Source organism: Mesorhizobium sp. B2-3-2 (assembly GCF_006442295.1).
GTDB lineage: Bacteria > Pseudomonadota > Alphaproteobacteria > Rhizobiales > Rhizobiaceae > Mesorhizobium.
Genome location: NZ_VFWA01000008.1, coordinates 162,961 through 186,453, shown reverse-complemented (window position 1 = coordinate 186,453; position 23,493 = coordinate 162,961). Strand labels below are relative to the sequence as shown.

The following is a 23,493-nucleotide window of genomic DNA, read 5'->3' as shown; positions in this document are numbered from 1 at the left end:
CGCAATGAACATTAATGGACAATTTGGCCTGACCGTCAATCACAAAAAAATGCGAAAAATTCGTGCATTTCGTGCACAAAAAATAGCTTCTTGATTTCTCGGTCTGACCAAATTATTCAACTTCGGGTACGCGACGAGGGACCGAAATGCGAAAAATCTGTCTGATGACAACAGGAGGGACGATCGCATCCAAGCTGGAACCCAAGAGCGGACATGTCACCGCCAGCGTCACAGGATCGGAGTTGCGCGCCATGCTGCACGATCCGCTCGATGGCATTGACATCGCCATCGACGAGTTCTGCAATGTCGGCAGCTATGCCATCGACCTCCCACTCGGCTTTGCACTGGCCCAGCGGATTTCACACCACCTTCAAGGTGACTTCGATGGAGTGGTGGTGACCCACGGGACCGATACGATGGAGGAAAGCGCCTTTCTGGCTGATCTCCTGGTCACGACGGACAAGCCGATAGTCTTCACCGGCGCACAGCACGCGGCCGATGAGGCGAACCCCGACGGCCCACGCAACCTCACGGATGCGATCCGGCTGGCCGCGTCCGAAACCGCGCGGGGCCTGGGCGCGATGATCTGCTTCGAGCAGGAATTCCATGCTGCACGTGACGTGAGCAAGTCGCACAGTTCGCGCACCGATACCTTCATCTCCTACGAGCACGGCAAGCTCGGAGAAGTGGACGGCGACCGCATCATATTGCACCGCAAGCCGGTTCTGCGCCGCACCTACGACGCAAAAGATATTGTCGCTGATGTCGATCTCATCAAGCTGGTCATGGGGATGGGCGACCGCTACATCCGCTTCGCCGCCCAGGATGGTGCCAAGGCCATCATTCTCGAGGGTTTCGGGCGGGGTAACGCGACGCCCGCCGTCACTGCCGCCGCGACGTCGATTGTCGCCAACGGCACTCCCGTTGTCATGACCAGCCGTTGCCAGCGCGGCCGGGTCAAGCCGATCTATGGCAATGGCGGCGGCAAGACACTCTCCGATGGGGGCGTGATCTTTGCCGGCGACTTGAGCGGCCAGAAAGCACGAGTGCTCGTGGCCGTTCTGCTCGGTATGGGCATCAAGGGCGAACGCCTGCGCCAGGAGATCGAATATTTCGGCGGCTGATGCACGCTCTTCCATCGCCTGATTTCTTTAAGGCGGCCATCCATCGCAGCCATCCTACTCCTGCAGCCGAGGAACCATCATGTCAGCAAAGAAGCACAGGATCGCGGTCATTCCCGGCGACGGGATCGGCAAGGAGGTCGTCCCCGAGGGACTTCGCGTACTGGAAGTGGCGGCAAGGCGCTTCGGCATCGACCTGCTGTTCGACCATTTCGACTTTGCGTCATGCGACTACCATGCCAGGCACGGCCGCATGATGCCGGAGGACTGGAAGTCCAGGATCGGAAGCCATGATGCCATCTTCTTCGGCGCTGTGGGCTGGCCGGCCATGGTTCCCGATCATATCTCGCTTTGGGGATCGCTGCTGCAGTTTCGCCGCGAGTTCGACCAGTACGTCAACCTGCGCCCTGTCCGGCTGATGCCGGGCGTGCCGTCGCCGCTCGCCAACCGCAAGCCCGGCGACATTGATTTCTACGTCGTGCGCGAGAACACCGAGGGCGAATATTCATCTATCGGCGGCAGGATGTATCCGGGCACGGAGCGCGAGATCGTCATCCAGGAAACCGTGATGTCGCGCGTCGGCGTCGACCGGATCCTACGTTATGCATTCGATCTGGCGCAAAAGCGTCCGCGCAAGCACCTCACGTCGGCCACCAAGTCCAACGGCATCTCGATCACCATGCCGTACTGGGACGAGCGCGTCGAAGCGATGGCCGCCCAATACCCTGACGTTTCTTGGGACAAGTACCATATCGACATTCTGGCAGCCCATTTCGTGCTCAATCCGAACCGTTTCGACGTCGTGGCGGCCTCGAACCTGTTCGGCGATATTCTCTCGGATCTCGGACCCGCCTGCACCGGCACGATCGGCATCGCCCCGTCGGCCAACATCAATCCGGAAGGCCGTTTTCCGTCCTTGTTCGAGCCGGTACACGGTTCGGCTCCGGACATCGCCGGAAAGGGCATCGCCAATCCGATCGGACAGATCTGGACGGCCGCCATGATGCTCGACCATCTTGGTTACGAAGAGGCTGGTTGCGCGATCGTGGAAGCTATCGAGGCCACGCTGGAGAACGAAGCCACCCGCACCGGCGATCTGGGAGGCAAGGCCAATACCGTCACCTGCGGCAAGGCGGTGGCAGAGGCACTCGAAGGATAGGACCAGGCATGCGCATCGTCGACATCAGGGAAAAGACGGTCTCGATCGCCTCCCCCATCGCCAACGCCTATATCGACTTTTCGAAGATGACTTGCTCGGCCGTCGCCGTGATCACCGACGTCGTGCGTGACGGCAAGCCGGTGGTCGGCTACGGCTTCAACTCGAACGGCCGGTACGGACAGGGCGCGCTGATGCGCGACCGGTTCCTCGCGCGCGTCCTTGAGGCCGATCCCGAAACGCTGATCGACCATGAGAACGACAACCTTGACCCGTTCGCCATCTGGAAGACGCTGATGACCAATGAGAAGCCCGGAGGCCACGGCGAACGGTCCGTGGCGGTGGGCACCATCGACATGGCCATCTGGGACGCCGTCGCCAAGATCGCCGGCGTCCCGCTGTGGCGCCTGCTGGCGGACCGTTACCGGGCGGGCGTGGCGGACGAGAAGGTTTGGGTCTACGCGGCGGGCGGCTACTATTATCCCGGCAAGGATCACTCGAAGCTGCAGGCGGAGATGCGCAGCTATCTCGACCGCGGCTACAAGGTCGTGAAAATGAAGATTGGCGCGGTGCCTCTGGATGAGGATCTGCGCCGCATCGAGGCCGTGCTGGAGGTGGTTGGTGAGGGCCAGTATCTGGCTGTCGATGCCAACGGACGCTTCGACCTGAAGACCGCCGTCGCCTATGCCAAGGCGATGCAGCCATACGGCCTGTTCTGGTACGAGGAGGCCGGCGATCCGCTGGACTATGCGTTGCAGGCGGAACTGGCGAACCACTACGGTGGGCCGATGGCGACGGGCGAGAACCTGTTCTCGCACCAGGATGCGCGCAACCTCCTGCGCTATGGCGGCATGCGGTCCGACCGCGACTATCTTCAGTTCGACTGTGCCCTTTCCTATGGCCTGGTGGAATACCTGCGCACGCTGGAGGTGATGAAGGCGCTTGGCTGGTCGTCACGGCGCGTGGTGCCGCATGGCGGCCACCAGATGTCGCTCAACATTGCCGCAGGGCTGCAGCTGGGCGGCAACGAATCCTATCCCGACGTTTTCCGGCCCTTTGGCGGCTTCGCCGACAACATCGCCGTCGAAGATGGCTATGTCGGGCTGCCGGATATTCCCGGTGTCGGCTTTGAGAAGAAAACCGAACTGTTCAAGCTGTTCCGACAATTGCACCAGCCTTGAGCGAGACGCCGGCCGTACCGAAACGGCGGTTTTCAGTTCGTCAGGACGTTTCGCCTGCCTATGGCGTTGCAGACCGCTTCGGCGACTTCGCGCGTCGTCGCCTTGCCGCCGACATCCGGCGTCATGATGCCGGCTTCACAGACACGCTCGATGGCGTGCATGAGTTGATCCGCCGCCGCCTGCTCGCCCAGATGGCCGAGCATCTGGACCGCCGTCCAGAAGGCGGCGATTGGGTTGGCGATGCCCTTTCCGGCAATGTCGAATGCCGAGCCGTGGATGGGCTCGAACATAGAGGGAAAACGCCGCTCCGGGTCAATATTGGCCGTCGGCGCCACGCCGATGCTGCCGGCCAGCGCGCCTGCGAGATCAGACAGCACGTCCGCGTGGAGATTGGTGGCCACGATCGTGTCGAGGCTCTGCGGCTTCAGCACCATGCGCACCGTCATGGCGTCGACCAGCATCTTGTCCCAGGTCACGTCCGAGAACTCGCGCGACACCTTTTCAGCGATCTCATCCCACAACACCATGCCGTGACGCTGCGCATTCGATTTTGTGACGACCGTCAGGAACTTGCGCGGCCGCGACTGCGCCAACCCAAAGGCGTAACGCATGATGCGCTCGACGCCGACGCGTGTGAAAACGGATACTTCCATGCCGACTTCTTCTGGCAGTCCCTGATGGACGCGCCCGCCGGCACCGGAATATTCACCCTCCGAATTCTCTCGCACGATCACCCAATCCAGGTTTCCAACCTCGATGCCGCGCAGAGGAGACGCGATGCCGGGCAGGATTTTGGTCGGTCGGACGTTGGCGTACTGGTCGAACCCCTGGCAAATCTGCAGGCGCAACCCCCACAAGGTCACATGATCGGGAATGTCGACCGCGCCGACCGCGCCGAAGTAGATCGCGTCGAACTTCTTGAGCTGTTCCAGCCCGTCGGCCGGCATCATCGCGCCATTGCGCTTGTAGTAATCCGAACCCCAGTCGAAGACGTTGAAATTCAGCCTCAGGTCACCGCGCTGTTCGGCCAGCATGCTGAGTACGGCGATGCCGGCGTCAATGACCTCAGGCCCGATTCCGTCAGCAGGAATCGCGGCGATCGAATATTCGCGCACTGTCAGTCTCCCTACCATACCCGGCGCGGGGACGCGCCAGATTTGAGGCGGCCTACCCAAGCCGGGCGGACAGTCCCTTGGGCCGTCCGGTTCCGCCGGCCTTGGGTTTAGAGGCCGAGTTGTGTCTGGTTCAATGCGCTTCCGATTATATAAAAATGTGATTTAATCCGGGCCTCGTACAGGAGTTGGCGATTGGACTTGCACCAATTGAGATGCTTTGTCATGGCAGCCGACGAGCTGCATTTCGGCCGGGCGGCGCAGCGCCTGGACATGCTGCCGTCGTCTCTCAGCCGGCACATCCGCATGTTGGAGGAGGATCTCGGCGTGCGGCTGATGATGCGCACCACGCGCAATGCAGTGCTGACCGAGCATGGATCCTTCCTGCTGGAACAGGCAAGGGCGCTGCTTGCCCATGCGGGCGATCTGGAGAGCAGCATCCGCGAGAAAGGCCGAGACCGTGCGGCAGTACTGCGGCTGGGCGTGATCGACAGCGCGGCGGTCGGACTGGTGCCGCGCCTCCTGCACGACTTCAAGGAGATTGCCTCTGATGTCACCGTGCAAGTCATGGAGGACAAGACAAACCGCCTGTTGCCGCGCGTGCTTTCAGGGCGGCTCGACCTCGCCTTGATCCGGCCGTCCGGCGCACCGAGCCGTCGTCTGGAACTGCTCTTCCTGCTCTATGAAACGGCCGTCGTGGCGGTACCCTCCAGCCATGAGCTGGCGCATCGGACAAGCGTGTCGGTGCTCGACCTGGTCGACCAGACCCTGATCGTGCCGGAGCGGCGGTCGCGACCGCACAGTCACGACCTGACGATGAGGCTTTTCAGCGAAAACGGCCTCTCTGCCAAGGTCGTGCATCTGGCCGACGAGAAGCAGACCATCGTGAACCTCGTGGCGGCCGGAATGGGTATCGCCATCGTACCGCGCTGGGCTTCCCGGATGCAGGTCGAGGGCGTGACCTACGTCGCGCTCGACTCGCCAGGGGCAGACGGATTGAAGAAGCTGCCGTTGGCCGTTGCCTGGACCGGGAGCACTCGCGATCCCGTGCGAGACATGCTGGTCGAGCTGCTGCGCAGCAGGATCGATGTCTATTCAAAAGACGCATGAACAGCTTGTTGCTGGCTAAATCAGGCTCTTTCCAGGCTGCTGCCGATCCTCGCCGCACCCACAGCGGCGCTGCATTTTGCGATTATTGCAAATTTTAATATAATTGACGCTCTTCTCCGCTGCGATCAACATCCGTTTTCCACGGTTGGCTTGGGGCCAACCCAAACTCTAAGGGGAAAACAATGCGCAGGCTCGTCACAACCGCTCTCAGTTGCACCGCCATCGTTCTGTCCGCATTGCCAGCGTCGACGCAAGACAAGAAAGCCATCATCGGCATGAGCGTGCCGGCGCTGCAGAACCCGTTCTGGCGCTCGTTCGCCGACTTCGGTACCGACGCGGCCAAGGCGCTCGGCGCGGAAACCGTCGTCGTCGACGCCAATCAGAGCGACGCCAAGCAGCTTGCCGACATCGAGGGTCTGGTCGCCCAGGGCGTCGGCTGCCTCATCATCACGCCCAACACATCGGCCATCGCCAAGGCGCTGCTGAACAAGGCGGAGGCGGCCCAGATACCGGTCGTGTTCGCGGAGCGCTATCCTGGGTTTGGCCCACAAGACTACGACGGCAAGAGCTATGCCGGCTTCGTCGGCGTCGACAATAAGCTCGCCGGATACAATATCGCGAAGTCGCTCTATGACGGGGGCGTGCGTGAAGTGGTTGCCATCGGCGGCGCTCCGGGCGGCGCGGTCGCCGACGAAAGAAGCGCGGGCCTGCACCAGTTCCTCGACGAGCACAAGGACATGAAGCTGCTGCAGGAACTGCGCAACGGCGAGTTGCGCCAGGATGGCTACACCGACGCGCAGAACTTCCTTTCCGCCATGCCCGGCCCCGGTTTCCAGGGCCTGTGGACCTACAATGACGATACGGCGCTGGGTGCTATCAAGGCGTTCAACGACGCCAAGGTGATCGACGAGATCAAGGTCGCCTCCATGGACCTGATCCCCGAGGCTGTCGAAGCCATCAAGGCGGGCGAAGCGCTCTATTCGACCGGCGGCCAATGGGCTGAAAGCGGCGAGGCAGCGGTGATGTGCTACGATGCGCTCAACGGCAAGACCAACAATCCGCCGGTGAACCAACTTTCGATCCCCGGCGTGACAAAGGACAATGTCGATGCCTACGCCAAGCAGTTCATCGATGCGACCCCGACGTACGACTGGAAATCCCTGTCGCAGGTTCACAATCCGAGTGCCAAGACGACCGACTTTGTCATCGCGGTGAAATGAAAGCCTCCCGCCGCGTCGGCCTGGAACCGGCGCGGTACGATCATTTGACCGCAACGCGCGGCTGGCGTCGAGACCTCCCCGATGCCAGCCGCGCAGAATATCCAACCACACGCTTGGCGTGGAGCTGTCTCGGACATCATGGAAGTCTTCCGGATCTCGGCGATACGAAAATCCTTCGGTGCGGTTCGCGCCTTGCAATGGGATGAGGGCGAAGGGTGCATCATCGAAAGCGGGCAGGTCTGGGCGTTCGCCGGTGAAAACGGCGCCGGCAAATCGACGCTGGCAGCAATTCTATCAGGCGTGATCGCAGCTGATGCAGGCACGATAACACTTTGCGGGCAAGCCTATGCACCTTCGTCCGTCCTGGAAGCGCGAGCGGCCGGTGTTCAACTCGTTTTCCAGGAACCCGCTCTCGTCCCGTCCCTGACAGTCGCAGAAAACCTGCTCCTTGGACGCGAGGCGGAATTCACGCGGTTCGGCTTGCACCGCAACGGGTTGATGAACCGCGAGGCCCGCCGGATGCTCGCCGACATCTGCCCGCATGTCGATCCCAAGGCGGCGGCACGTGATCTGGCGCTCGAAGACCAGAAACTGGTCGAGACGGCGCGCGCGGTTTCGACCAAGCCCCGTTGCATCATCTTTGATGAAACCACCGCCGCCATGTCGAGCCGCAACACGCGCCTGCTTCTCGACCTCATACGGCGTCTGAAACCCGACACCGCCGTCATCGTCGTCACTCACCGTACAGAAGAAATATTCGAGGTCACTGACAAGCTGCTCGTGCTTAAGGACGGGCGGTTTGTGGCGGTCAGGGACACGCAGAAAACCGTGCCGGACGAGCTTTCCAACTTGATGGTCGGGCGCGAGGTGAATCTCAATCTGCGTGGAGGCATGCCGGCTGCCGCCGACGGGCGGCATGAAATGCTGCTGGATGTGTGTGGCCTCACGGTCGATGGCGGCGTCAGCGACTTCTCGCTGCGCCTCGACCGCGGCAGAATCATAGGGATCGGCGGTCTTGCGGGTGCGGGACAGGAGCGCATCCTGCGCGCCCTTTACGGGATCGACAGGGCATCGGCCGGCACCGTCCTCGTCAAGGGCGCTGCCTACCAGGGTCGTTCGCCGCGCCGCTCGATACGCCGCGGCATGCTCTACAGTCCCAAGAACCGCGACCGAGAGGGGCTGATCATGCAGCAGAAGGTCCGTGAGAACGCCGTTCTCTCCATACTAAGCCGGCTGTCCAAATTGGGAATCGCCAGCAGGCGGGCTGAAACCGGCGTGTCGAAAGCGCTGAAGCAGCGCCTGAATATCAAATGCCGCACGGTCGAGGAAAGCTGCCGCAACCTGAGCGGCGGCAATCGGCAAAAGGTGGTGCTGGCGAAACTGCTTGCGACCGCGGGGGATATCTTCCTGCTCGACAACCCGACGCGCGGCATCGACATCGGGGCGCGCGCCGAGATCTACCGGCTGATGAACGACCTCACCGCCAAGGGCAGTGGCATCGTGCTGGTCAGCGACGAGTTGCAGGAACTGCTGCAGATGAGCGACGACATTGTCCTGATCCGCGACGGCAAGGTCTCCAGGACGTTCAAGAGGCAGGACAACCCGCAGGAAAGCGATCTGATCCGCTACATGATCTGAGCCGGTCGAAAAGACCCGAGTGGAAGCGAGACGAGAATGAGTGCAAATCCCCAGGAGCCGATTCGTTCCGCCACCGGCGATGGATCGCCCGGCTTTTCCATGCCAAGCATGCGGGCGTTGGTGCCTTATGTCGCGTTCATCCTGATCTTCGCTTTCTTTTCGGTCACCGCTTTCGAGCGCTTCGACACATTTCGCAACTTCAGCACCATTCTGCAGCAGGCGACTGTGCTGGCCGTCGTCGCCTTCGGCATGCATTTCGTCATCACCGCTGGCAGCATCGATCTTTCGGTCGGCTCGACGCTTAGTCTGGCTGGACTGATCGGTGCCGCCGTTTCAGTGTCCTGGGGCCTGTGGGGCATCGCGGCGGCACTCGCGGTGGGGGCCGTGATTGGCCTCTTCAACGGTCTTGTCTTCACCTATATGAAAGTGCCGTCCTTCATGGTGTCGCTGGGCACACTGCTGGCAGTGCAGGGACTGACGATCGTTTATTCGCGCTCGAACCCCATTCCGGTGGGGGACGTCATCATGTCGCTAGGCGTGTTCCCCAACATCGTCTATGTGGCCGCGGCAATCTTCGTCATCTGCTTTATCCTTTACAACTACACCACCTTCGGGCGCTACTGTACCGCGATAGGTGGCGACGAACGCGTTTCCGATATCTCGGGCCTGCCGGTCAACACCGTCAAAGTCTCTGTTTTCATTGTCTCGGGGCTGCTGGCAGGTCTAGGTGGCATCGTCATGGCCGCAAGACTGGGAGCGGCGACGCCGACAGCCGGAACATCCTTCGAACTCAGTGTGATTTCGGCCGTCGTGCTTGGCGGAACGCCGCTGACCGGCGGCGTCGGCGCTATCCAGAACACGGTCATCGGCGCCCTCATCATCGCTATGCTGGGCAATGGCCTGATCATTCTTGGCATCTCGTCCGAGACGCAGAAGATCATCACCGGCCTAATCCTCATCCTTGCGGTGTTTCTTTCACTGGAACGCGGCAAGATCGGTGTCATCAAATGATGCGCCTCATGCCCACAATCGCATCGAACCGCGCAGCATCCGGGAGATCGTCATGACCAAGCCTACCGTAATCATCAGCGGAGCCGGCATCGGCATCGGCCGCGCCACGGCCTTCGCTTTCGCCAGGGGTGGCTACAGAGTCTGCGTGACCGACATTCTCGAGGCAGAAGGCAAGCAGGTGGCCGAAGAGATCAAGGCGGGCGGCGGCGACGCTTATTTCCGCAAACTCGACGTGACCAAATCGGATCAGGTCGACGACGTCGTGGGAGAAATCGACAAGCAGTATGGCGGCGTGGACGTCGTGGTGGCCAATGCCGGCATCGCCCACAAGGTGCCGCTGGCGCAGATGAGCGATGCCAAGTGGGACATCACATTCGACATCGACCTGAAGGGCGTGTTCCGGATGGCACGCGCTGCCACCCCGCGCATGCGTGAGCGTCGCAAAGGCGCCATCGTGGCCGTGTCGTCGATTTCGGGCATGAGCTATGGCTGGGCCGAGCATGTCCATTATTCCGCCGCCAAGGCCGGCGTTCTGGGTTTGGTGCGAGGCTTGGCCGCCGAGCTCGGCGGCGACGGGATCCGCGTCAACGGCGTCGCGCCGGGCTACATCCGCACGGCACAATCCCTCTCCGAGGAGCACTCGATGGGTGAAGCGCGGCTGGTGGCTCAGGCTCCTTCCATTCCATTGCGTCGCATCGGCGAACCCGACGATGTGGCGGATGTAATCCTGTTTCTGGCTTCCGGCGCAGCGCGATACGTAACCGGCCAGACCTTGCTGGTAGACGGCGGGCTGACGATCAAACAGGGCTAGACACCACGATCTTCTGCCTGCTTGCTCGGGCAATAGGTCGACCTCTGTGCCCAAAGCCAGGCGTCCCACGAGATGCGCATGCACAAAGACGAGTTGCGTCCGCTTGGCGGCGCCGTGGTGAAGGCCTATACGTCTCGACCGACTGGTTGCGCGACCTGCTTGACGGCGAGTTCGCCCTGAGAAGCCGATCCGCCGAATCGCACTCCAAGCCCGTAGGACCGTCCCATGCCGCTGAGCCCTCGCGAACGAATAGACTATCAGGCGATCATCGATAGGCAGCCGCTGAAATTGCCAGGCGGCGTCAGGATGCCGGTGTGGCTCATCGTCAATGTCGAACATTGGGATGCGAGGCGGCCGATGCCGCGCACCGTCCTGCCGCCGCCGATGGGCATGCCGCTGCTACCCGATATTCCGAACTGGTCGTGGCACGAATACGGCATGCGGGTGGGCTTCTGGCGTATCCACGAGAGCCTGACATCCCGAACAATTATTCCGACGTTGGCCCTCAATGGATCAGTGTGCGAGGTCTATCCTCGGATCGTGCATGCCGCGCACGGCGCCGGATGGGAACTGATGGGTCACGGTTGGCTGCAAGGGCCGATGCACAATCTCGAAGACCAGCGCATTGCTATTCGGCGCACTATCGACGCGCTGTGCAAGATTTCGGGCAAGCCGCCGGTAGGATGGGAAAGCCCAGGACTTACGGAGACGTCAGACACGGCCGACATCCTCGCTGAAGAAGGCATTCGATATGTCGCCGATTGGGTGATGGACGACCTGCCTTGCGAACTGAAGACGACGGCCGGCCCGCTGGTGACACTCCCTTACACGGTAGAGATCAACGATGTCGCCATAATGGCTGTAGCGCAGCACTCGTCGGCGGAGCTGCTCGAACGTGGCAAGCGCCAGTTCGACCGGCTGTATCAGGAGAGCGCGACCTCGCCACGGATCATGTCCATCAGCGTCCATCCTTATCTCAGCGGTGTTCCGCATAGAATCGGCTATCTGGAGCAATTGCTGGATTATATCTCATCGCATAGCGACGTGGCATTCTGGACGGGCGAGCAGATCTATAATTGGTACACTTCCGCGCAGCTCGCTGCAGGGTCGGTAGAGATTTCTGGCACGATAGGTATCTCGATGGGCGACATGCAGCCGAAAACGACATAGTAACCGAAAGGCGAACGGAACTGGAAAGCGTACGAGGAACGCGAGACCAATACCGGATCGCTACATGGGATTTGAATCGAACTCTCCGCCGATATCCGTGTGCGCCGAACTATGATGTGGCCGAAGAATTATCCGCGGAATTCCGCTATCGGACCACAAGGCACCAAGGTGGCCATAACGCCGATTTTAGACCAAGCCCGTTCCTCTTTGCCATTCAGAATTATCCGTCGCCGTCTGGAATTAAACCGGGCTCCGGAGGTCGTGCCGGCGCTCTTGCAGAGTTCCCGATCGGCCATATCGTTGGAAGCTAGGACCTTGATCGTGTGTTGGGCTCGGGCAACCTTATTCGCTCCCATGACGTCTATGTGCCCATCCTGGTTCTTGTGCTCCTCGGGGGTGCACGAACAACGAAGGAAGCGCCAAGAGAAGCCAAGACCAAGTAAGATGTCCGTAAAACGTTCCCCAACTTGGCCAAAATCGTAGCTAAGGATGATTGGGTCAGAAACCGAGAATGAAAAGTAACCGAAGCAGACGACTAATTCTCGGACAGAATGTCAGATGAAGCGAAGCCTCATTACTATGATATGAGGTTAACATTGTCTTTGGCATGAGTCAGATTTGATCATCCGTATCAGGCTGCGATAGGTTTTCTCCAGCGCATCAAAGCCGCCTTCGCCCAGCGTGATTGGCGCGGCGTTGTCGGCGATCGCCGCAAGCAGCAGGGCTGCATCGCCGGGCACGATATTCAGCGCCAACTCGCCGCGCCGGCCCGCAGCCGATAATGCATCGGCAAACAACGCCGAGAGTTCCGCGCTGAAATGGCCCAACATCTTCTGGCCCTCGACATCAAGGAGGTCGGCATCCTGCCGCAATCTCGAAATCAGGCTCCAGTTGTGTCCTTCTGTACCGGCTGGGTTGAAGTGCCGGAAGCGGGCGCGGCTGTAGGCGATCATCGCCTCGACCTGCTCGGCGAGGCTCGACCCCTCATGCGACCACACTGCCCGCAAGGCGCTCAGCGTCTCCTGCATGTAGTCGCCCAGCACCTCGTCGACCAAGGCCTGCTTGTTGCCGAAATGGTAGTGAATGTTGGCGCGCGTCGTTCCAAGCGCCGCCGAAATATCGCCGAAGCTGGTGCCACGATAGCCATGGCGCACCAGAAGCTCCAGCGCCGTATCCTTGATCGCCTGTCTGGTGTCGGTCTCGTCCATGCTTCCATCATAGCCAAATGCGTTGGCCTTGGACGCCGAAGCTTTGCGGCATCCCCAGCATTTGACGGAATACTGACTTGCAGGTAAGTAAGTAAAAGATCAGGGGGAGGGTACGTGGTGCGGATGCAGACATTCAGCGATATCGAAGGATCGGCGCCGCAGGCCGTCCGCGCCGGTGACCTGGTCTTCATCGGCGGGCTGATGGCGACGGACGCGAACGGCGACATTGTCGCCGCCGACATTGCCGGCCAAGCGCGCGTCATCTTCGAGCGGCTGGCGGCACTTCTCGCCCAGGCCGGCGCCACAATGGCCGATGTGGTCAAGCACAATATCTATTTCAGTTGTGACGCCAATGCCGTCTGCGCCTTCCTCGACGAACTCGATGCCGTGCGCGCCGGCTATTTCACCGCCCCCGGCCCGACCACCACCGAAATCCGCTGCGGCCTCGACCGCGAGGGCGCGCTGCTGATGGTCGACGCCTGGGTGGTGGTCGGCGGCAAGCGCGAACTGCTCGACCCGCCGGGTCACTGGCGCTGGCGCAGGGAGCTGCCCTTCGTCCATGGCTGGAAGGTCGGCGACATGCTGTTCATCGGCGGCCAGCGCTCGCTCGATGCCGACGGCAAGGTGCTCGGGCTCGGCGATATCGAGGTGCAGACCGAGGAGGCCTTCCGCAACCTCGACACCATGCTGCGGCAGGGTGGCGGCGATCGCCACAGCCTGATGCGCCAGAACACCTATTTCCGCTTCTTTGGCGAAGGCCGCGAGGTCACCGACTACTGGGAGAAGATGACCAGTGTGCGCCGCCGCTACATGTCGGTGCCTTCGGCGGCCGGAGCCGGACTGCGCATTCAGGGCATGGGCAATGCCGACGAACTGATCCAGGTCGAGGGCATCGGCATGCTCGGCGACGACAAGCAGCGCCTGCAGCCGGCCAACCATTGGGACTGGAGCATCCCCAACACCCAGTTCACGCAAGGTTGGAAGATCGCCGGGCTCGCCTTCATCGGCGGCCAGATCTCGGCCGACGACAAGGCGCAGGCCGTCGGCGAAGACATGGAGACGCAGGCCCGCAACGTCTTCGAGTTCATCCGCCGCACGCTGGCCGAAGGCGGGCTCGACGAAAGCGACGTCGCCAAGCTCTATATCTACTATCATGCCGAAGGCAGCTGGGCCGGGATCGAGGCGACGCGCGCGGTGATTGCCCGTGTGCAGCGCGAATTCTACCCCGAGCCCGGTCCGGCGGTGACCGCGATCCGCGTCGCCGGCTTTGCCTTCGAGAACCTGCTGGTCGAGATCGAGGCGATGGCGGTGACGCGAGGCTGATGTCGAAACACGATTTCACCGCCGCCGAGTTCGCCGATCGGCTGGCGCGTGTCTGCGCCGCCATGGCCGCACGCGACCTCGATTGGCTGGTTGCCGTCCACCCCGCCTCCATCCATTGGCTGACCGGCAGCGACGCCAAGAGCTACCAGGAATTCCAATGCCTGCTGGTCGGCGCGCGTGACGAGCCGCTGGTCGTGCTGACACGCCAGGGCGAGGTGCATGAATTCGAGACGGACGCCCTTGCCGGCGAGGTACAAGGCTATGGCGGCGGCGAGAACGAGGATCCGGTCGCGGCCTTCGCCGGGATGGCGCGACGCCACGGCGTGCTCGGCAGGCGCGTCGGCCTCGAAGTGCCGGCCTACTATCTTCACCCGCATCACTATCTCGGCCTTCGCGCCGTCATCGGCGACGCCCTGGTCACCGAGGCGACCGAGCTGATCGCCGGCATGAAGCTGGTGAAGTCGCTGGCCGAGATCGACTATATCAGGCGCGCGGCGGCCCTTGCCGACCTTGGCATGGAGCGCTTTGCCGGCGAGCTCGCGGCGGGCCTGTCGGAACTGACGCTGGCCGGCGGCATCCAGGAGACCTTGCTGCGCAATGGCAGCGGCATCGCCGCCAGCCCGATCAACCTCGTCTCCGGCCCGCGCTCCGCCTACAGCCACGGCGCGCCGACCGCGCGCCGGCTTGAACATGGCGATTTCGGCAACATCGAATTCGGCGCCACCTTCAACCGCTACACAGCCACCATCGGCCGCAATTTCGCACTGGGCAAGCCGACGCCGCGCATGGCCGAATTGCACGACATCGTGCTGCGCGCCGGCGACGCCATGATCGCGGCCATTCGCGACGGCGTGCCGGCATCCGTGCCGCACCAGGCGGCCCGCGCCGTCATCGGCGAGGCCGGGCTCGAAACCTGCCGTGTCCACACATCCGGCTATGCGCTGGGGCCGGGCTTTCCGCCGAGTTGGGCCGAGCCGCTGCACATGATCGGCGACAGCCCGCATATTCTGAAGACCGGCATGGTGGTCACCATAGAGCCGCCGGTCTATATCGGCGCCGAAGGCCTTGGCGCCCGCATCATCGACAATGTGCTTGTCACCACGACCGGTGCGGAGGTGCTGTCCCGCACGCCGCGCGACATCATCATCGCGGGCTGAGCGTCCCTACCCTCCAAGCTCATGCGCGATCTCGGCGCAGGCGAGCTTCAGCCGCGCCAGCATGGCCTCGAAATTGGGCGCGGCACTGCGTCGGCTGACCGCCGCCACCGTCACGCAGGCCACAGCGCGTCCGTCGCCGGCGATGATCGGACAGACGACGTCGGTCACGCCGATGATGTCGCGGCTCTCGTGGATGATGGCACCACGCTCGCGCACGGCGTCGAGTTCGGCGGCGAGCGTCGTCGGGTCCGGCGGCTCGCGCATCAGCATCAGACATTCGGCGATCATCCGGTCACGCACGGGCTTGGGCTGGAACGCCATCAGCACCAGGCCGGAATGGGCATCCGCCAGTGGCCGGCGATAACCGAGCTTGAGCGAGAAGTTCATGTCCGCGCCACCAGATGCCGCGGCGATGATGACCGTTTCGCCGCGATGCGCAACGACGAGGTGCGCTGCCTGGTGCACCTCCTCGGCGAAGCGCTCGACGATGGGTGCAGCCGTGCTGACCAGGTCGCGGGCGCGCGCCGTCTGCATGCCGAGCCCGAACAGCTTGTTCGACAGCATTAGCCCCTCGCCGCCCTCAACGCGCTGGATGTAGCCGCGCGCAAGCAGCACATGGACCATGCGGAAGATCTCGTTCTTCGATCGCCCCAGTTCTTCGGCGATCTGGCGCGTGCCCATGGGCTGGCCGGCATTGGCCAGCAATTCGAGGATATCCAGCCCCTTTTCGAGGGCCGGCGCGCTGTAATTGAGCTTGTCGTCCGTCATTTGCACCCGCTTCATAGATGACGCTTGACGTCACATATGAAGCGACGATAGCGTGGTGTCCAGCAAATCCGAGTGGAAAATAGCGGTCTGCCTGGAGTTGCATAAGGGGACGCTCTGCATCCATGAGCTATAATTTCAAATTTGATGTCCTGCTGCGCTATATCCCCGAGATCGTGCAAGGCGTGCTGCTGACCTTGCAGTTCTCGGTCGTTACCATGCTCTGCGGCCTTGCCATCGGTTTGATCGTCGCCATGGCCTCGATCAGCCCGTTGATGCTGCTGCGCGCCTGCGCCCGCGTCTATGTCGAGGCGCTGCGCAACACGCCGCTGCTGGTGCAGCTGTTCATCGTCTTCTTCGGCCTGCCTTCGATCGGCATCAAGCTTGGCGCCAACACCGCCGCGCTGATCGCGCTGTCGATCAACATGGGTGCCTATGGCGCGGAAATCCTGCGCGCCGGCTTCCAGTCGGTGCGCCAGAGCCAGGTCGAGGCCGGCCGCTCGCTTGGCCTCACCGCCGGCCAGACCTTCCGCCATGTCGTGCTGTTCCAGGCGGTCAAGACCATCTACCCGGCGCTGGCCAGCCAGTTCGTGCTGATCATGCTGACCACCAGCGTCGTCTCCTCCATCGGCGCCACCGAGCTGTTCCACCAGGCCGCCTTTATCGACTCGCGCACCTACCGCTCCTTCGAGACCTACACGCTGATCACCGTTTCCTATCTCGTGCTGACGCTGGGCTTCCGGGCCTTCTTCGCCGGCGTCTACTGGATGGTCTTCGTCAGGAGGCCGCGCCGATGATCCGCGAATTTGGCGGCACCGATATCGTCTACCTGATCGAGGCCGCGCGCTGGACGCTGCTGCTGGCGCTCACCGCCACCGTGGGCGGCGGGCTGCTTGGCATCGTCGTCGCCGTCATGCGCGTCATCCCGTTCAGGCCGCTCAACTGGTTGGCGGTCGCCTGGATCAACCTGATCCAGGGCACGCCGCTGCTCGGCCAGCTCTTCGTCTTCTTCTTCGGCCTGCCGCTGGTCGGCCTCTCGGTCGACGCCTGGACGGCGGCGGCACTCTCGCTATCGATCTACGCTTCAGCCTTCTTCGGCGAGATCTGGCGCGGTAGCCTGCAATCGGTGTCGCAGCGGCAATGGGAGGCAGGCGCCGCGCTGGGCCTCACCTATGCACAGCGCCTCGGCCATGTCGTGCTGCCGCAGGCGATCCGCATCTCCGTCGCGCCGACCGTCGGCTTCCTCGTCCAACTGGTGAAGAACACCTCGCTCACCGCGCTGATCGGCTTCGTCGAACTGACCCGCGCCAGCCAGATCATCAGCGGCGCGACCTTTGCCCCGCTGCCGGTCTACCTCACCGCCGCCGCCATCTATTTCGTCATCTGCTTTTCCCTCTCCCAGCTCGCCCGCATGCTGGAAAGGAGACTTCATGTCGCTCGTTGAAATCGCCGATATCCGCAAGCGCTTCGGCGCGCTCGAGGTGCTGAAGGGCATCTCGCTCAACGTGGAAAAAGGGGAGATCGTAGCAATCATCGGCCGCTCGGGCTCGGGCAAGTCGACCATGCTTCGCTGCATCAACGGATTGGAGAAGGTGCAGGCCGGTCGTATCGTCGTCGATGGGATCGACGTCACCGCCCCGAGGGCCGACCTCAACCTTCTGCGCCAGCGCGCCGGCATGGTGTTCCAGAGCTACAATCTGTTCCCGCACCTCAATGTCGAGCGCAATGTCACGCTGGCGCTGAAGCTGGTGCGCAAGCTCGACACACTGGCCGCCCGCGAAGTCGCCCGCGCCGTGGTCGCCAAGGTCGGCCTCGCCGACAAGCTGCTTGCCTATCCCGACGAATTGTCCGGCGGCCAGCAGCAGCGCGTCGCCATCGCGCGCTCGCTGGCCATGCAGCCGACCCTGATGCTGTTCGACGAGATCACCTCCGCCCTCGACCCGGAACTGGTCGGCGAAGTGCTGCGCGTGCTCGAAAGCGTCGCCAGCGAAGGCATGACCATGATGCTCGTCACCCATGAGATGAACTTTGCCAAGAACGTCGCCGACCGCGTGATCTTCATGCACGAGGGCCGCATCCACGAGGATGGGCCAGCGCGTGAGACCTTGCTCGAGCCTCGTACGGCCGAACTCAGGAGCTTCCTGAGCGCCGTCCTTCACTAAGAAAAGAAAGTCCAACCAGAAAAAGGGGAAATTCCATGTTCAAGCATCTCACCAGGATCGTCACAGCCGTGCTCCTGGCCGGCGCCGTCTCGGCAATGCCGGCGCGAGCGGCCGACCTGCAGAAAATCCTGACCGCCGGCACGGTGCGCATTGGCGTGCCGATCGACGTGCCGCCCTTCGGTTCGGTCGACGCCAAGAACGAGCCGGTCGGTCTCGATGTCGACATGGCCAAAAAGATCGCCGAGGCGCTGGGCGTCAAGCTCGAACTGCAGCAGATCACCGGGGCCAACCGCGTGCCCTATCTGGTCACCGACCGCCTCGACATCGTCATCGCCGCCATGGGCGCGACGCCGGAACGCGCGCTGCAGATCGCCTTCACCTCGCCCTATGCGGCGCTATCGATCGGCGTCTTCGGCCCCGACAGCATCACGGTGAAGAGCCCGGCCGAACTCAAGGACGAGACCATAGCCGTTGCGCGCGGCACGACGCAGGATCTCGAACTGACCAAGGCCGCGCCCAACGCCAAGATCGTGCGCTTCGACGACGACGCCACCGCCGCGGCAGCTTTCACCTCCGGCCAGGCGCAACTGCTGGCCACCGCCGATGTCGTGGCCAAGGATTTGATGGACAAGGACGCCAAGGTACAGCTGAAGCCCAAATTCATCCTGCAATTCTCGCCCTGCTACATCGGCATCCAGCAGGGCAGCCCCGAGCTGCTGCGCTGGCTCGACACCTACATCCATCTCGGCATGCTCGACGGCTCGCTCTCGGCGCTGTCGCAGAAGTGGATCGGCACCACCCTGCCGACCCTGCCGCCGATCTGAGCTTTCGGCGGCGGGGGCCTTCCGCTCCCGCCGCCTCTCCCTCGCCCGCTCCCAACCCCGCAGAGTTTCAAAGAGAGAACATGGCCCGCATGTCCACCGCCCGCACCACCATCGATTTCGACCGTTCCGGCAAGCAGATCGGCTTCGTCGACATTCCGCATTCGCCGCATGACGACGCCTGGGGCGCGACCCGCATTCCGCTCGCGGTGATCCAGAACGGCAACGGCCCGACCGTCATCCTGCAGGCCGGCAACCATGGCGACGAGTATGAGGGGCCGATCACGCTCGGCGAACTCATCCGCGATCTCGACCCGGGCATGGTCAGCGGCCGTATCATCTTCCTGCCGGCGATCAACCTGCCGGCCGTGCTGGCCGGCCGCCGTACCTCGCCTGTCGATGGGCTGAACCTCAACCGCACGTTCCCGGGCGATCCGACCGGCACTATTACCCAGCAGATCTCGGCCTATGTCAGTGACGTCGTCATGCCGCTTGGGCATGCCTATGTGGATCTTCACTCCGGCGGTTCCTCGCTCAACATCCTGCCCAGCGCCATCATCGAGCCGGCGCCCGACGCCGCCCACCGCAAGCGCAACATGGAAGCGGTGCTCGCCTTCGATGCTCCGCTCACCGTCGTCATCGACAATCTCGGCGAGCCGCGCACCTCCACGGCCACGTCGGTGCGGGCCGGACTGACCACCGTCGGCACCGAGATGGCCGGCGCGGGCACGGTTTCACTCGATGCGCTCGGCATCTGTCGCAAGGGCGTGCGCAATGTGCTGAGCCACCTCGGCGTGCTGCCGCCGACCGGCAAGCCGCCTGCCGCGAGGCCCGAAAACATCCTGCGCATCCCCGGCCATGACGGCTATGTGCTGGCAACCGTCAACGGCGTGTTCGAGCCGTTCCATGCGCTGGGGACGAAAGTGAACGCCGGCGAGGAAGCCGGCCGCATCCACAATCTAGCCGATCCCGGCCGAACGCCGGAAACTGTGCGCTATCTGTCCGACGGCATTGTCTATGGCCGCCGCCAGCCTGGCCGCGTCGCTGTCGGCAATTGCTGCGTCACCGTCGCCACCCGCTATGAAGGAGAGCTGGCGTGATCTCGCTCGAGGACATTCGCGCCGCCGCCGCCCGCATCGAGGGCAATGTCAGGCACACGCCGATGATCGCCGCCGGCAACCTCAAGACGCCGCTTGCCGGCGGCGTCAATCTGATGCTGAAGCTGGAACTGCTGCAGGTCACCGGATCGTTCAAGGCGCGCGGCGCTACCAACAGGCTGCTCTCGCTCGACCCCGCCGGGCTGGAACATGGCATCGTCACCGCGTCGGGTGGCAACCATGGCATAGCTACCGCCCGTGCGGGCTTCATGGCCGGTGTGCCGACAACCATCTTCCTGCCGACCAACGCCTCGCCCGCCAAGATCGAGAAACTGCGGGCCTGGGGTGCGGCCACCCGTATCGTTGGATCGGCATGGCACGAATCCAACGAAGCGGCGCAGGCTTTTGTCAGCGAAACCGGTGCCGTCTACTTCCATCCCTTCGCCGACCCGGCGGTGGTCGCCGGGCAAGGCACGGTGGGCCTCGAAATCCTCGACCAGATGCCCGATGTTACGACGGTGCTCGTCGCCATGGGCGGCGGCGGGCTGGTCAGCGGCGTGGCGACCGCGATCAAGGCGCTGGCGCCGCATGTGCGCATCGTCGGCATCGAGGCGACGGGCTCGCCGGTGCTGCTGCGCGCACTCGAAGCCGGCCGCAATATGGCGCTGGACAAAGTGACGACCTCTGTGGCGACGATGGCCTGTGCCAAGACCGACGACCGCATCTTCGACATTGTCCGCGACAAGGTCGATGAGATTGTGCTGGTCGACGACGACGAGATGCTGCGCGCCGCAAAAAACCTGTGGTTCGAAATGGGCCTTGCGGCCGACCTCAGCGGCGCCGCCGCGATGGCGGCGCTTGCCGAACACCGGGTGCGCCTGAACCAAGGCGAGCGTATCTGCGTGATCGTCTGCGGTGCCGGCCCGGACGCTATTATACAGGTCAGCTAGACTAAGCCTGTGGACTGAAAGTCACAAACACGCCAATTGGCGGCACTGTGATGTCCGCAATTATCTGTCGTCGTCCGGAATTAAGTGGGGCCGCTGACGTCGTGTGCGAAGTCGTTTCGGCGATCGTGTAGAAGCTTGAGCGCGTTCCCCGTTTATTCAGCGGTCGGATTATGGACTACGTGATGGCTCTCAGCGTGAAATTTGGTCTTCCAAACTATGGTCAATCTCATCGCCTGCCACCGCGCCGGTATCTTACTCCCCATCCGCCCTTGCTTAGGCTGCATGATCTCATTCGTTGCGTCAGAGTTCGCTGCCTGCGAGCAAATTTGGTCTGATTGGCGAACAACTTTCCCCCACAACGAGCGCTGGCTGGAAGACCACGTTGCGTCCAGGCAAGGCGACCTTTCCTTCGATACGGTCGATTAGCATGCGGAGTGCCTCATTTGTCATGTCAGTGACCGGATGCTCTGTTCGGGTCAAGCGCGGCTTCAACCCCCCTGCTCCCGCGACCGTATCAGTTGAGGCGATGGAGATGTCCTCGGGACAACGGAGTCCGAGATCGGCAATGGCGCGCATCACGCCGATTGCCATTACGCCATTGGCAACGTAAAGCGCCGTTGGTCGGTCCGGTTGTCCCAGCAGATCGCGCGCGACCGAATAGGCGGTGTCTTCGCGGAATTCGCCGGAACGGACATGCCCGTTTTTCGGGGCGAGTCCCCGTGCCGCCATCGCTTCGAGCATCCCTTGCAGCCGGCCGCTGCCCGTCGTCAAATGCATGGGCCCGGTGATCGAGCCAATGTCGCGGTGGCCAAGATCCAGCAGGTAATTGGTCGCCTGCTTGCCGGCAGACAGATTGTCGATCGTGACGGTGTCCACGCCGGCGCCACCGATCGAACGGCCGAGCAGAACAACCGGCATGCCGCCCTCGAAATCCCGTCGCTGGTAGTGGCTTTCGGCGCGCACTGGAACGACCACCGACCCATCGCACCCTAGTGTTCGAATGCGCGAAAGAATGCGTCTTTCGATGTCGGGCTTCTCGTCGCTATTGAACAGCACAAGCGAGTAGCCCCAGGCGGCGACCGCCGACTCCGCCGCCGTGACAATGCGGGCATAAAACGGGTTTGCCAGGTCCGCCACGGCAAGCGCGATCAGCTGGCTGCGGCCGCTGCGCAGATTCCGCGCCACCAAGGAAGGTGCATAGCGAAGATCGCGCACTGCGGCGAGCACGCGGCCACGCAATTCCGGACTTACATAGGCCGTGTCGTTGACGACGGCGGAAACCGTCGCCGTCGACACACCGGCGGCCCTTGCGACGTCTTTTATGGTGGCCATCTGCCCTCTTAGCTAATCGTTTAGCTGACCCTTGACGCGAATCCTTTGCCTATTTTATGCCTCTTTGCACGAATTTTCTTGCGAAGCCGCCTAAGATCGGAAAATCTGCCGAAACGGTTAGGCGGTCATCGGCATTGAATTTGAAGGTGCGCGTCCAACCTCACAGGGAGAGAGAACCATGAAAAACCTGACGTTCGGCATTTTCGCCGCAGCCCTGGCATTGTCCGGCGCGCGGGCCAGCGCGGCCGACAAGCCGCTGCTCGGCATCGTGTCGATCAGCGCCACGGAAGCCAACAATGTCCGCTACATCCAGGGCGCAACCAAAGCGGCCGACGAACTCGGCTGGACAGTCACCGTCGTAGACGCGGCGGGCAATGCAGACCAGGCCAACGCAGCCATTCAGAATTTCGCTCAGTTGGGCGCGCACGCCATTGTCGACATGGTGTTCCCGTTCTCGTCGATCGGCGCAGGGCTCGACGCTGCGGGTTCCACAGGCATTCCGGTCGTCACCTGGGGCGGCGGCCTAGGCGGCACCGTTGCCGCCACCAACGGCTCGGGCGGCCCGATGGCCATCCCGGTGGTGGACCTGATGCTCAAGAACATGAACGGCAAGGGTTCCATCCTAGCGCTCACCTATCACACCGGTGAAGTTTGCCGGAATCGCGAGCAGGTCATGGATGAAATGGTCGCCAAATACCCTGATATCAAAGTGACCAAAAACGAGGTGCGCATTCCCGGCTACTTTGAAGATGGCGCGCAGTACGCCAATGCATGGCTCGCCTCGCATCCGGCGGGCGCCGAGAACCTGGCGATCTGGGGCTGCTGGGACGATCCGGCGATCGGCGCGATCGGCTCACTGCGTGCCCAGAACCGCACCGATGTGATGGTATATGGCATCAACGGAAATGCCCAAGCCCTTGAAAATATCAAAAACGGCTTCATGACCGCAACGGCATGGCAAGACAGCTATACCGAGGGCTATAACATGGCAAAGATGATTGAAGAGATCACCGCCGCCGGGAAGAGCTGGACGCCCAAGGCCGCCGAAGTGCCGGCCGTGCTGGTGACCAAGGATACGGCGGCGGATTTTCTGGCCAAGCATCCCGACGCGATACAATAGGTGCAGCCAGCTTTTGACCGATAGGGTG

The 23,493-nt window shown here is 62.5% G+C and carries 22 protein-coding genes; 18 read left to right on the top strand and 4 right to left on the bottom strand.

The window, feature by feature from the left end; genetic code table 11:
* Positions 1–146: 146 nt before the first annotated feature.
* The 3 genes from FJ964_RS19720 (at position 147) to FJ964_RS19710 (ending at position 3,458) form a co-directional block, all read left to right on the top strand.
* Positions 147–1,124, top strand: a complete 978-nt coding sequence (locus FJ964_RS19720; protein ID WP_140551933.1) for an asparaginase — start codon at positions 147–149, stop codon at positions 1,122–1,124.
* 79 nt (positions 1,125–1,203) lie between these two features.
* Entirely contained in the window at positions 1,204–2,280 is a 1,077-nt protein-coding gene (locus FJ964_RS19715) for a tartrate dehydrogenase (RefSeq protein WP_140551932.1), read from the top strand.
* Between the two features lie 8 nt (positions 2,281–2,288).
* Complete coding sequence (locus tag FJ964_RS19710) at positions 2,289–3,458, top strand: mandelate racemase/muconate lactonizing enzyme family protein (protein ID WP_140551931.1); 1,170 nt, start codon at positions 2,289–2,291, stop codon at positions 3,456–3,458.
* A 32-nt stretch (positions 3,459–3,490) separates the two neighbouring features.
* Here FJ964_RS19710 and FJ964_RS19705 read toward each other — a convergent pair whose 3' ends face one another.
* Positions 3,491–4,573: a tartrate dehydrogenase gene (locus FJ964_RS19705; protein WP_140551930.1), complete on the bottom strand. Its 1,083-nt coding sequence runs from the start codon at positions 4,571–4,573 to the stop codon at positions 3,491–3,493.
* Positions 4,574–4,765: 192 nt separating this feature from the next.
* On the opposite strand from FJ964_RS19705, the gene FJ964_RS19700 reads away from it, so the two are divergent.
* The 6 genes from FJ964_RS19700 (at position 4,766) to FJ964_RS19675 (ending at position 11,530) form a co-directional block, all read left to right on the top strand.
* Positions 4,766–5,680 carry a LysR family transcriptional regulator gene (locus FJ964_RS19700; protein WP_140551929.1) on the top strand — a complete coding sequence of 305 codons (915 nt, stop codon included), beginning with the start codon at positions 4,766–4,768 and terminating at the stop codon, positions 5,678–5,680.
* A gap of 182 nt (positions 5,681–5,862) precedes the next feature.
* Positions 5,863–6,900 carry a substrate-binding domain-containing protein gene (locus FJ964_RS19695; protein ID WP_140551928.1) on the top strand — a complete coding sequence of 346 codons (1,038 nt, stop codon included), beginning with the start codon at positions 5,863–5,865 and terminating at the stop codon, positions 6,898–6,900.
* 138 nt (positions 6,901–7,038) lie between these two features.
* Positions 7,039–8,538 (top strand): sugar ABC transporter ATP-binding protein, encoded by a 1,500-nt coding sequence (locus tag FJ964_RS19690; protein WP_181172536.1) that lies wholly within the window; start codon positions 7,039–7,041, stop codon positions 8,536–8,538.
* A 36-nt stretch (positions 8,539–8,574) separates the two neighbouring features.
* Positions 8,575–9,549 carry an ABC transporter permease gene (locus FJ964_RS19685; protein ID WP_140551926.1) on the top strand — a complete coding sequence of 325 codons (975 nt, stop codon included), beginning with the start codon at positions 8,575–8,577 and terminating at the stop codon, positions 9,547–9,549.
* A gap of 52 nt (positions 9,550–9,601) precedes the next feature.
* A complete protein-coding gene (locus FJ964_RS19680) occupies positions 9,602–10,360 on the top strand; it encodes an SDR family NAD(P)-dependent oxidoreductase (protein WP_140551925.1) in 759 nt (252 codons plus the stop codon).
* A gap of 225 nt (positions 10,361–10,585) precedes the next feature.
* A complete protein-coding gene (locus tag FJ964_RS19675) occupies positions 10,586–11,530 on the top strand; it encodes a polysaccharide deacetylase family protein (RefSeq protein WP_140551924.1) in 945 nt (314 codons plus the stop codon).
* Between the two features lie 590 nt (positions 11,531–12,120).
* Here the strand turns inward: FJ964_RS19675 and FJ964_RS19670 are convergent.
* Positions 12,121–12,738 (bottom strand): TetR/AcrR family transcriptional regulator, encoded by a 618-nt coding sequence (locus FJ964_RS19670; RefSeq protein WP_140551923.1) that lies wholly within the window; start codon positions 12,736–12,738, stop codon positions 12,121–12,123.
* A 123-nt stretch (positions 12,739–12,861) separates the two neighbouring features.
* Here FJ964_RS19670 and FJ964_RS19665 point away from each other — a divergent pair, with 123 nt between their 5' ends.
* Together FJ964_RS19665 and FJ964_RS19660 are read left to right on the top strand one after the other, a co-directional pair.
* Positions 12,862–14,061, top strand: a complete 1,200-nt coding sequence (locus tag FJ964_RS19665; protein WP_224626952.1) for a RidA family protein — start codon at positions 12,862–12,864, stop codon at positions 14,059–14,061.
* On the top strand, positions 14,061–15,218 hold the full coding sequence (locus tag FJ964_RS19660; protein WP_140551921.1) for a Xaa-Pro peptidase family protein: 1,158 nt from the start codon (positions 14,061–14,063) through the stop codon (positions 15,216–15,218). Before FJ964_RS19665 ends, FJ964_RS19660 begins: the two co-directional genes overlap by 1 nt.
* Before the next feature lie 6 nt (positions 15,219–15,224).
* On the opposite strand, the gene FJ964_RS19655 is transcribed toward FJ964_RS19660, so the two are convergent.
* Positions 15,225–15,986 carry an IclR family transcriptional regulator gene (locus tag FJ964_RS19655; RefSeq protein ID WP_181172535.1) on the bottom strand — a complete coding sequence of 254 codons (762 nt, stop codon included), beginning with the start codon at positions 15,984–15,986 and terminating at the stop codon, positions 15,225–15,227.
* 122 nt (positions 15,987–16,108) lie between these two features.
* Between FJ964_RS19655 and FJ964_RS19650 the strand changes: the two genes are divergently transcribed.
* The 6 genes from FJ964_RS19650 (at position 16,109) to FJ964_RS19625 (ending at position 21,013) form a co-directional block, all read left to right on the top strand.
* Positions 16,109–16,780, top strand: a complete 672-nt coding sequence (locus FJ964_RS19650) for an amino acid ABC transporter permease (protein WP_140551919.1) — start codon at positions 16,109–16,111, stop codon at positions 16,778–16,780.
* Positions 16,777–17,427, top strand: coding sequence for an amino acid ABC transporter permease (locus FJ964_RS19645; RefSeq protein ID WP_140551918.1), 651 nt, complete (start codon positions 16,777–16,779; stop codon positions 17,425–17,427). The genes FJ964_RS19650 and FJ964_RS19645 overlap by 4 nt, the downstream gene beginning before the upstream one ends.
* Complete coding sequence (locus FJ964_RS19640; protein WP_140551917.1) at positions 17,414–18,145, top strand: amino acid ABC transporter ATP-binding protein; 732 nt, start codon at positions 17,414–17,416, stop codon at positions 18,143–18,145. The genes FJ964_RS19645 and FJ964_RS19640 overlap by 14 nt, the downstream gene beginning before the upstream one ends.
* 35 nt (positions 18,146–18,180) lie before the next feature.
* Positions 18,181–18,969 carry a transporter substrate-binding domain-containing protein gene (locus tag FJ964_RS19635; protein ID WP_140551916.1) on the top strand — a complete coding sequence of 263 codons (789 nt, stop codon included), beginning with the start codon at positions 18,181–18,183 and terminating at the stop codon, positions 18,967–18,969.
* A gap of 80 nt (positions 18,970–19,049) precedes the next feature.
* Complete coding sequence (locus FJ964_RS19630) at positions 19,050–20,066, top strand: succinylglutamate desuccinylase/aspartoacylase family protein (RefSeq protein ID WP_140551915.1); 1,017 nt, start codon at positions 19,050–19,052, stop codon at positions 20,064–20,066.
* Complete coding sequence (locus FJ964_RS19625) at positions 20,063–21,013, top strand: threonine/serine dehydratase (RefSeq protein WP_140551914.1); 951 nt, start codon at positions 20,063–20,065, stop codon at positions 21,011–21,013. The genes FJ964_RS19630 and FJ964_RS19625 overlap by 4 nt, the downstream gene beginning before the upstream one ends.
* A gap of 300 nt (positions 21,014–21,313) precedes the next feature.
* Here FJ964_RS19625 and FJ964_RS19620 read toward each other — a convergent pair whose 3' ends face one another.
* Positions 21,314–22,345 carry a LacI family DNA-binding transcriptional regulator gene (locus FJ964_RS19620; protein WP_140551913.1) on the bottom strand — a complete coding sequence of 344 codons (1,032 nt, stop codon included), beginning with the start codon at positions 22,343–22,345 and terminating at the stop codon, positions 21,314–21,316.
* A 178-nt stretch (positions 22,346–22,523) separates the two neighbouring features.
* Here FJ964_RS19620 and FJ964_RS19615 point away from each other — a divergent pair, with 178 nt between their 5' ends.
* Positions 22,524–23,465 (top strand): sugar ABC transporter substrate-binding protein, encoded by a 942-nt coding sequence (locus FJ964_RS19615; RefSeq protein WP_140551912.1) that lies wholly within the window; start codon positions 22,524–22,526, stop codon positions 23,463–23,465.
* Positions 23,466–23,493: the final 28 nt, after the last annotated feature.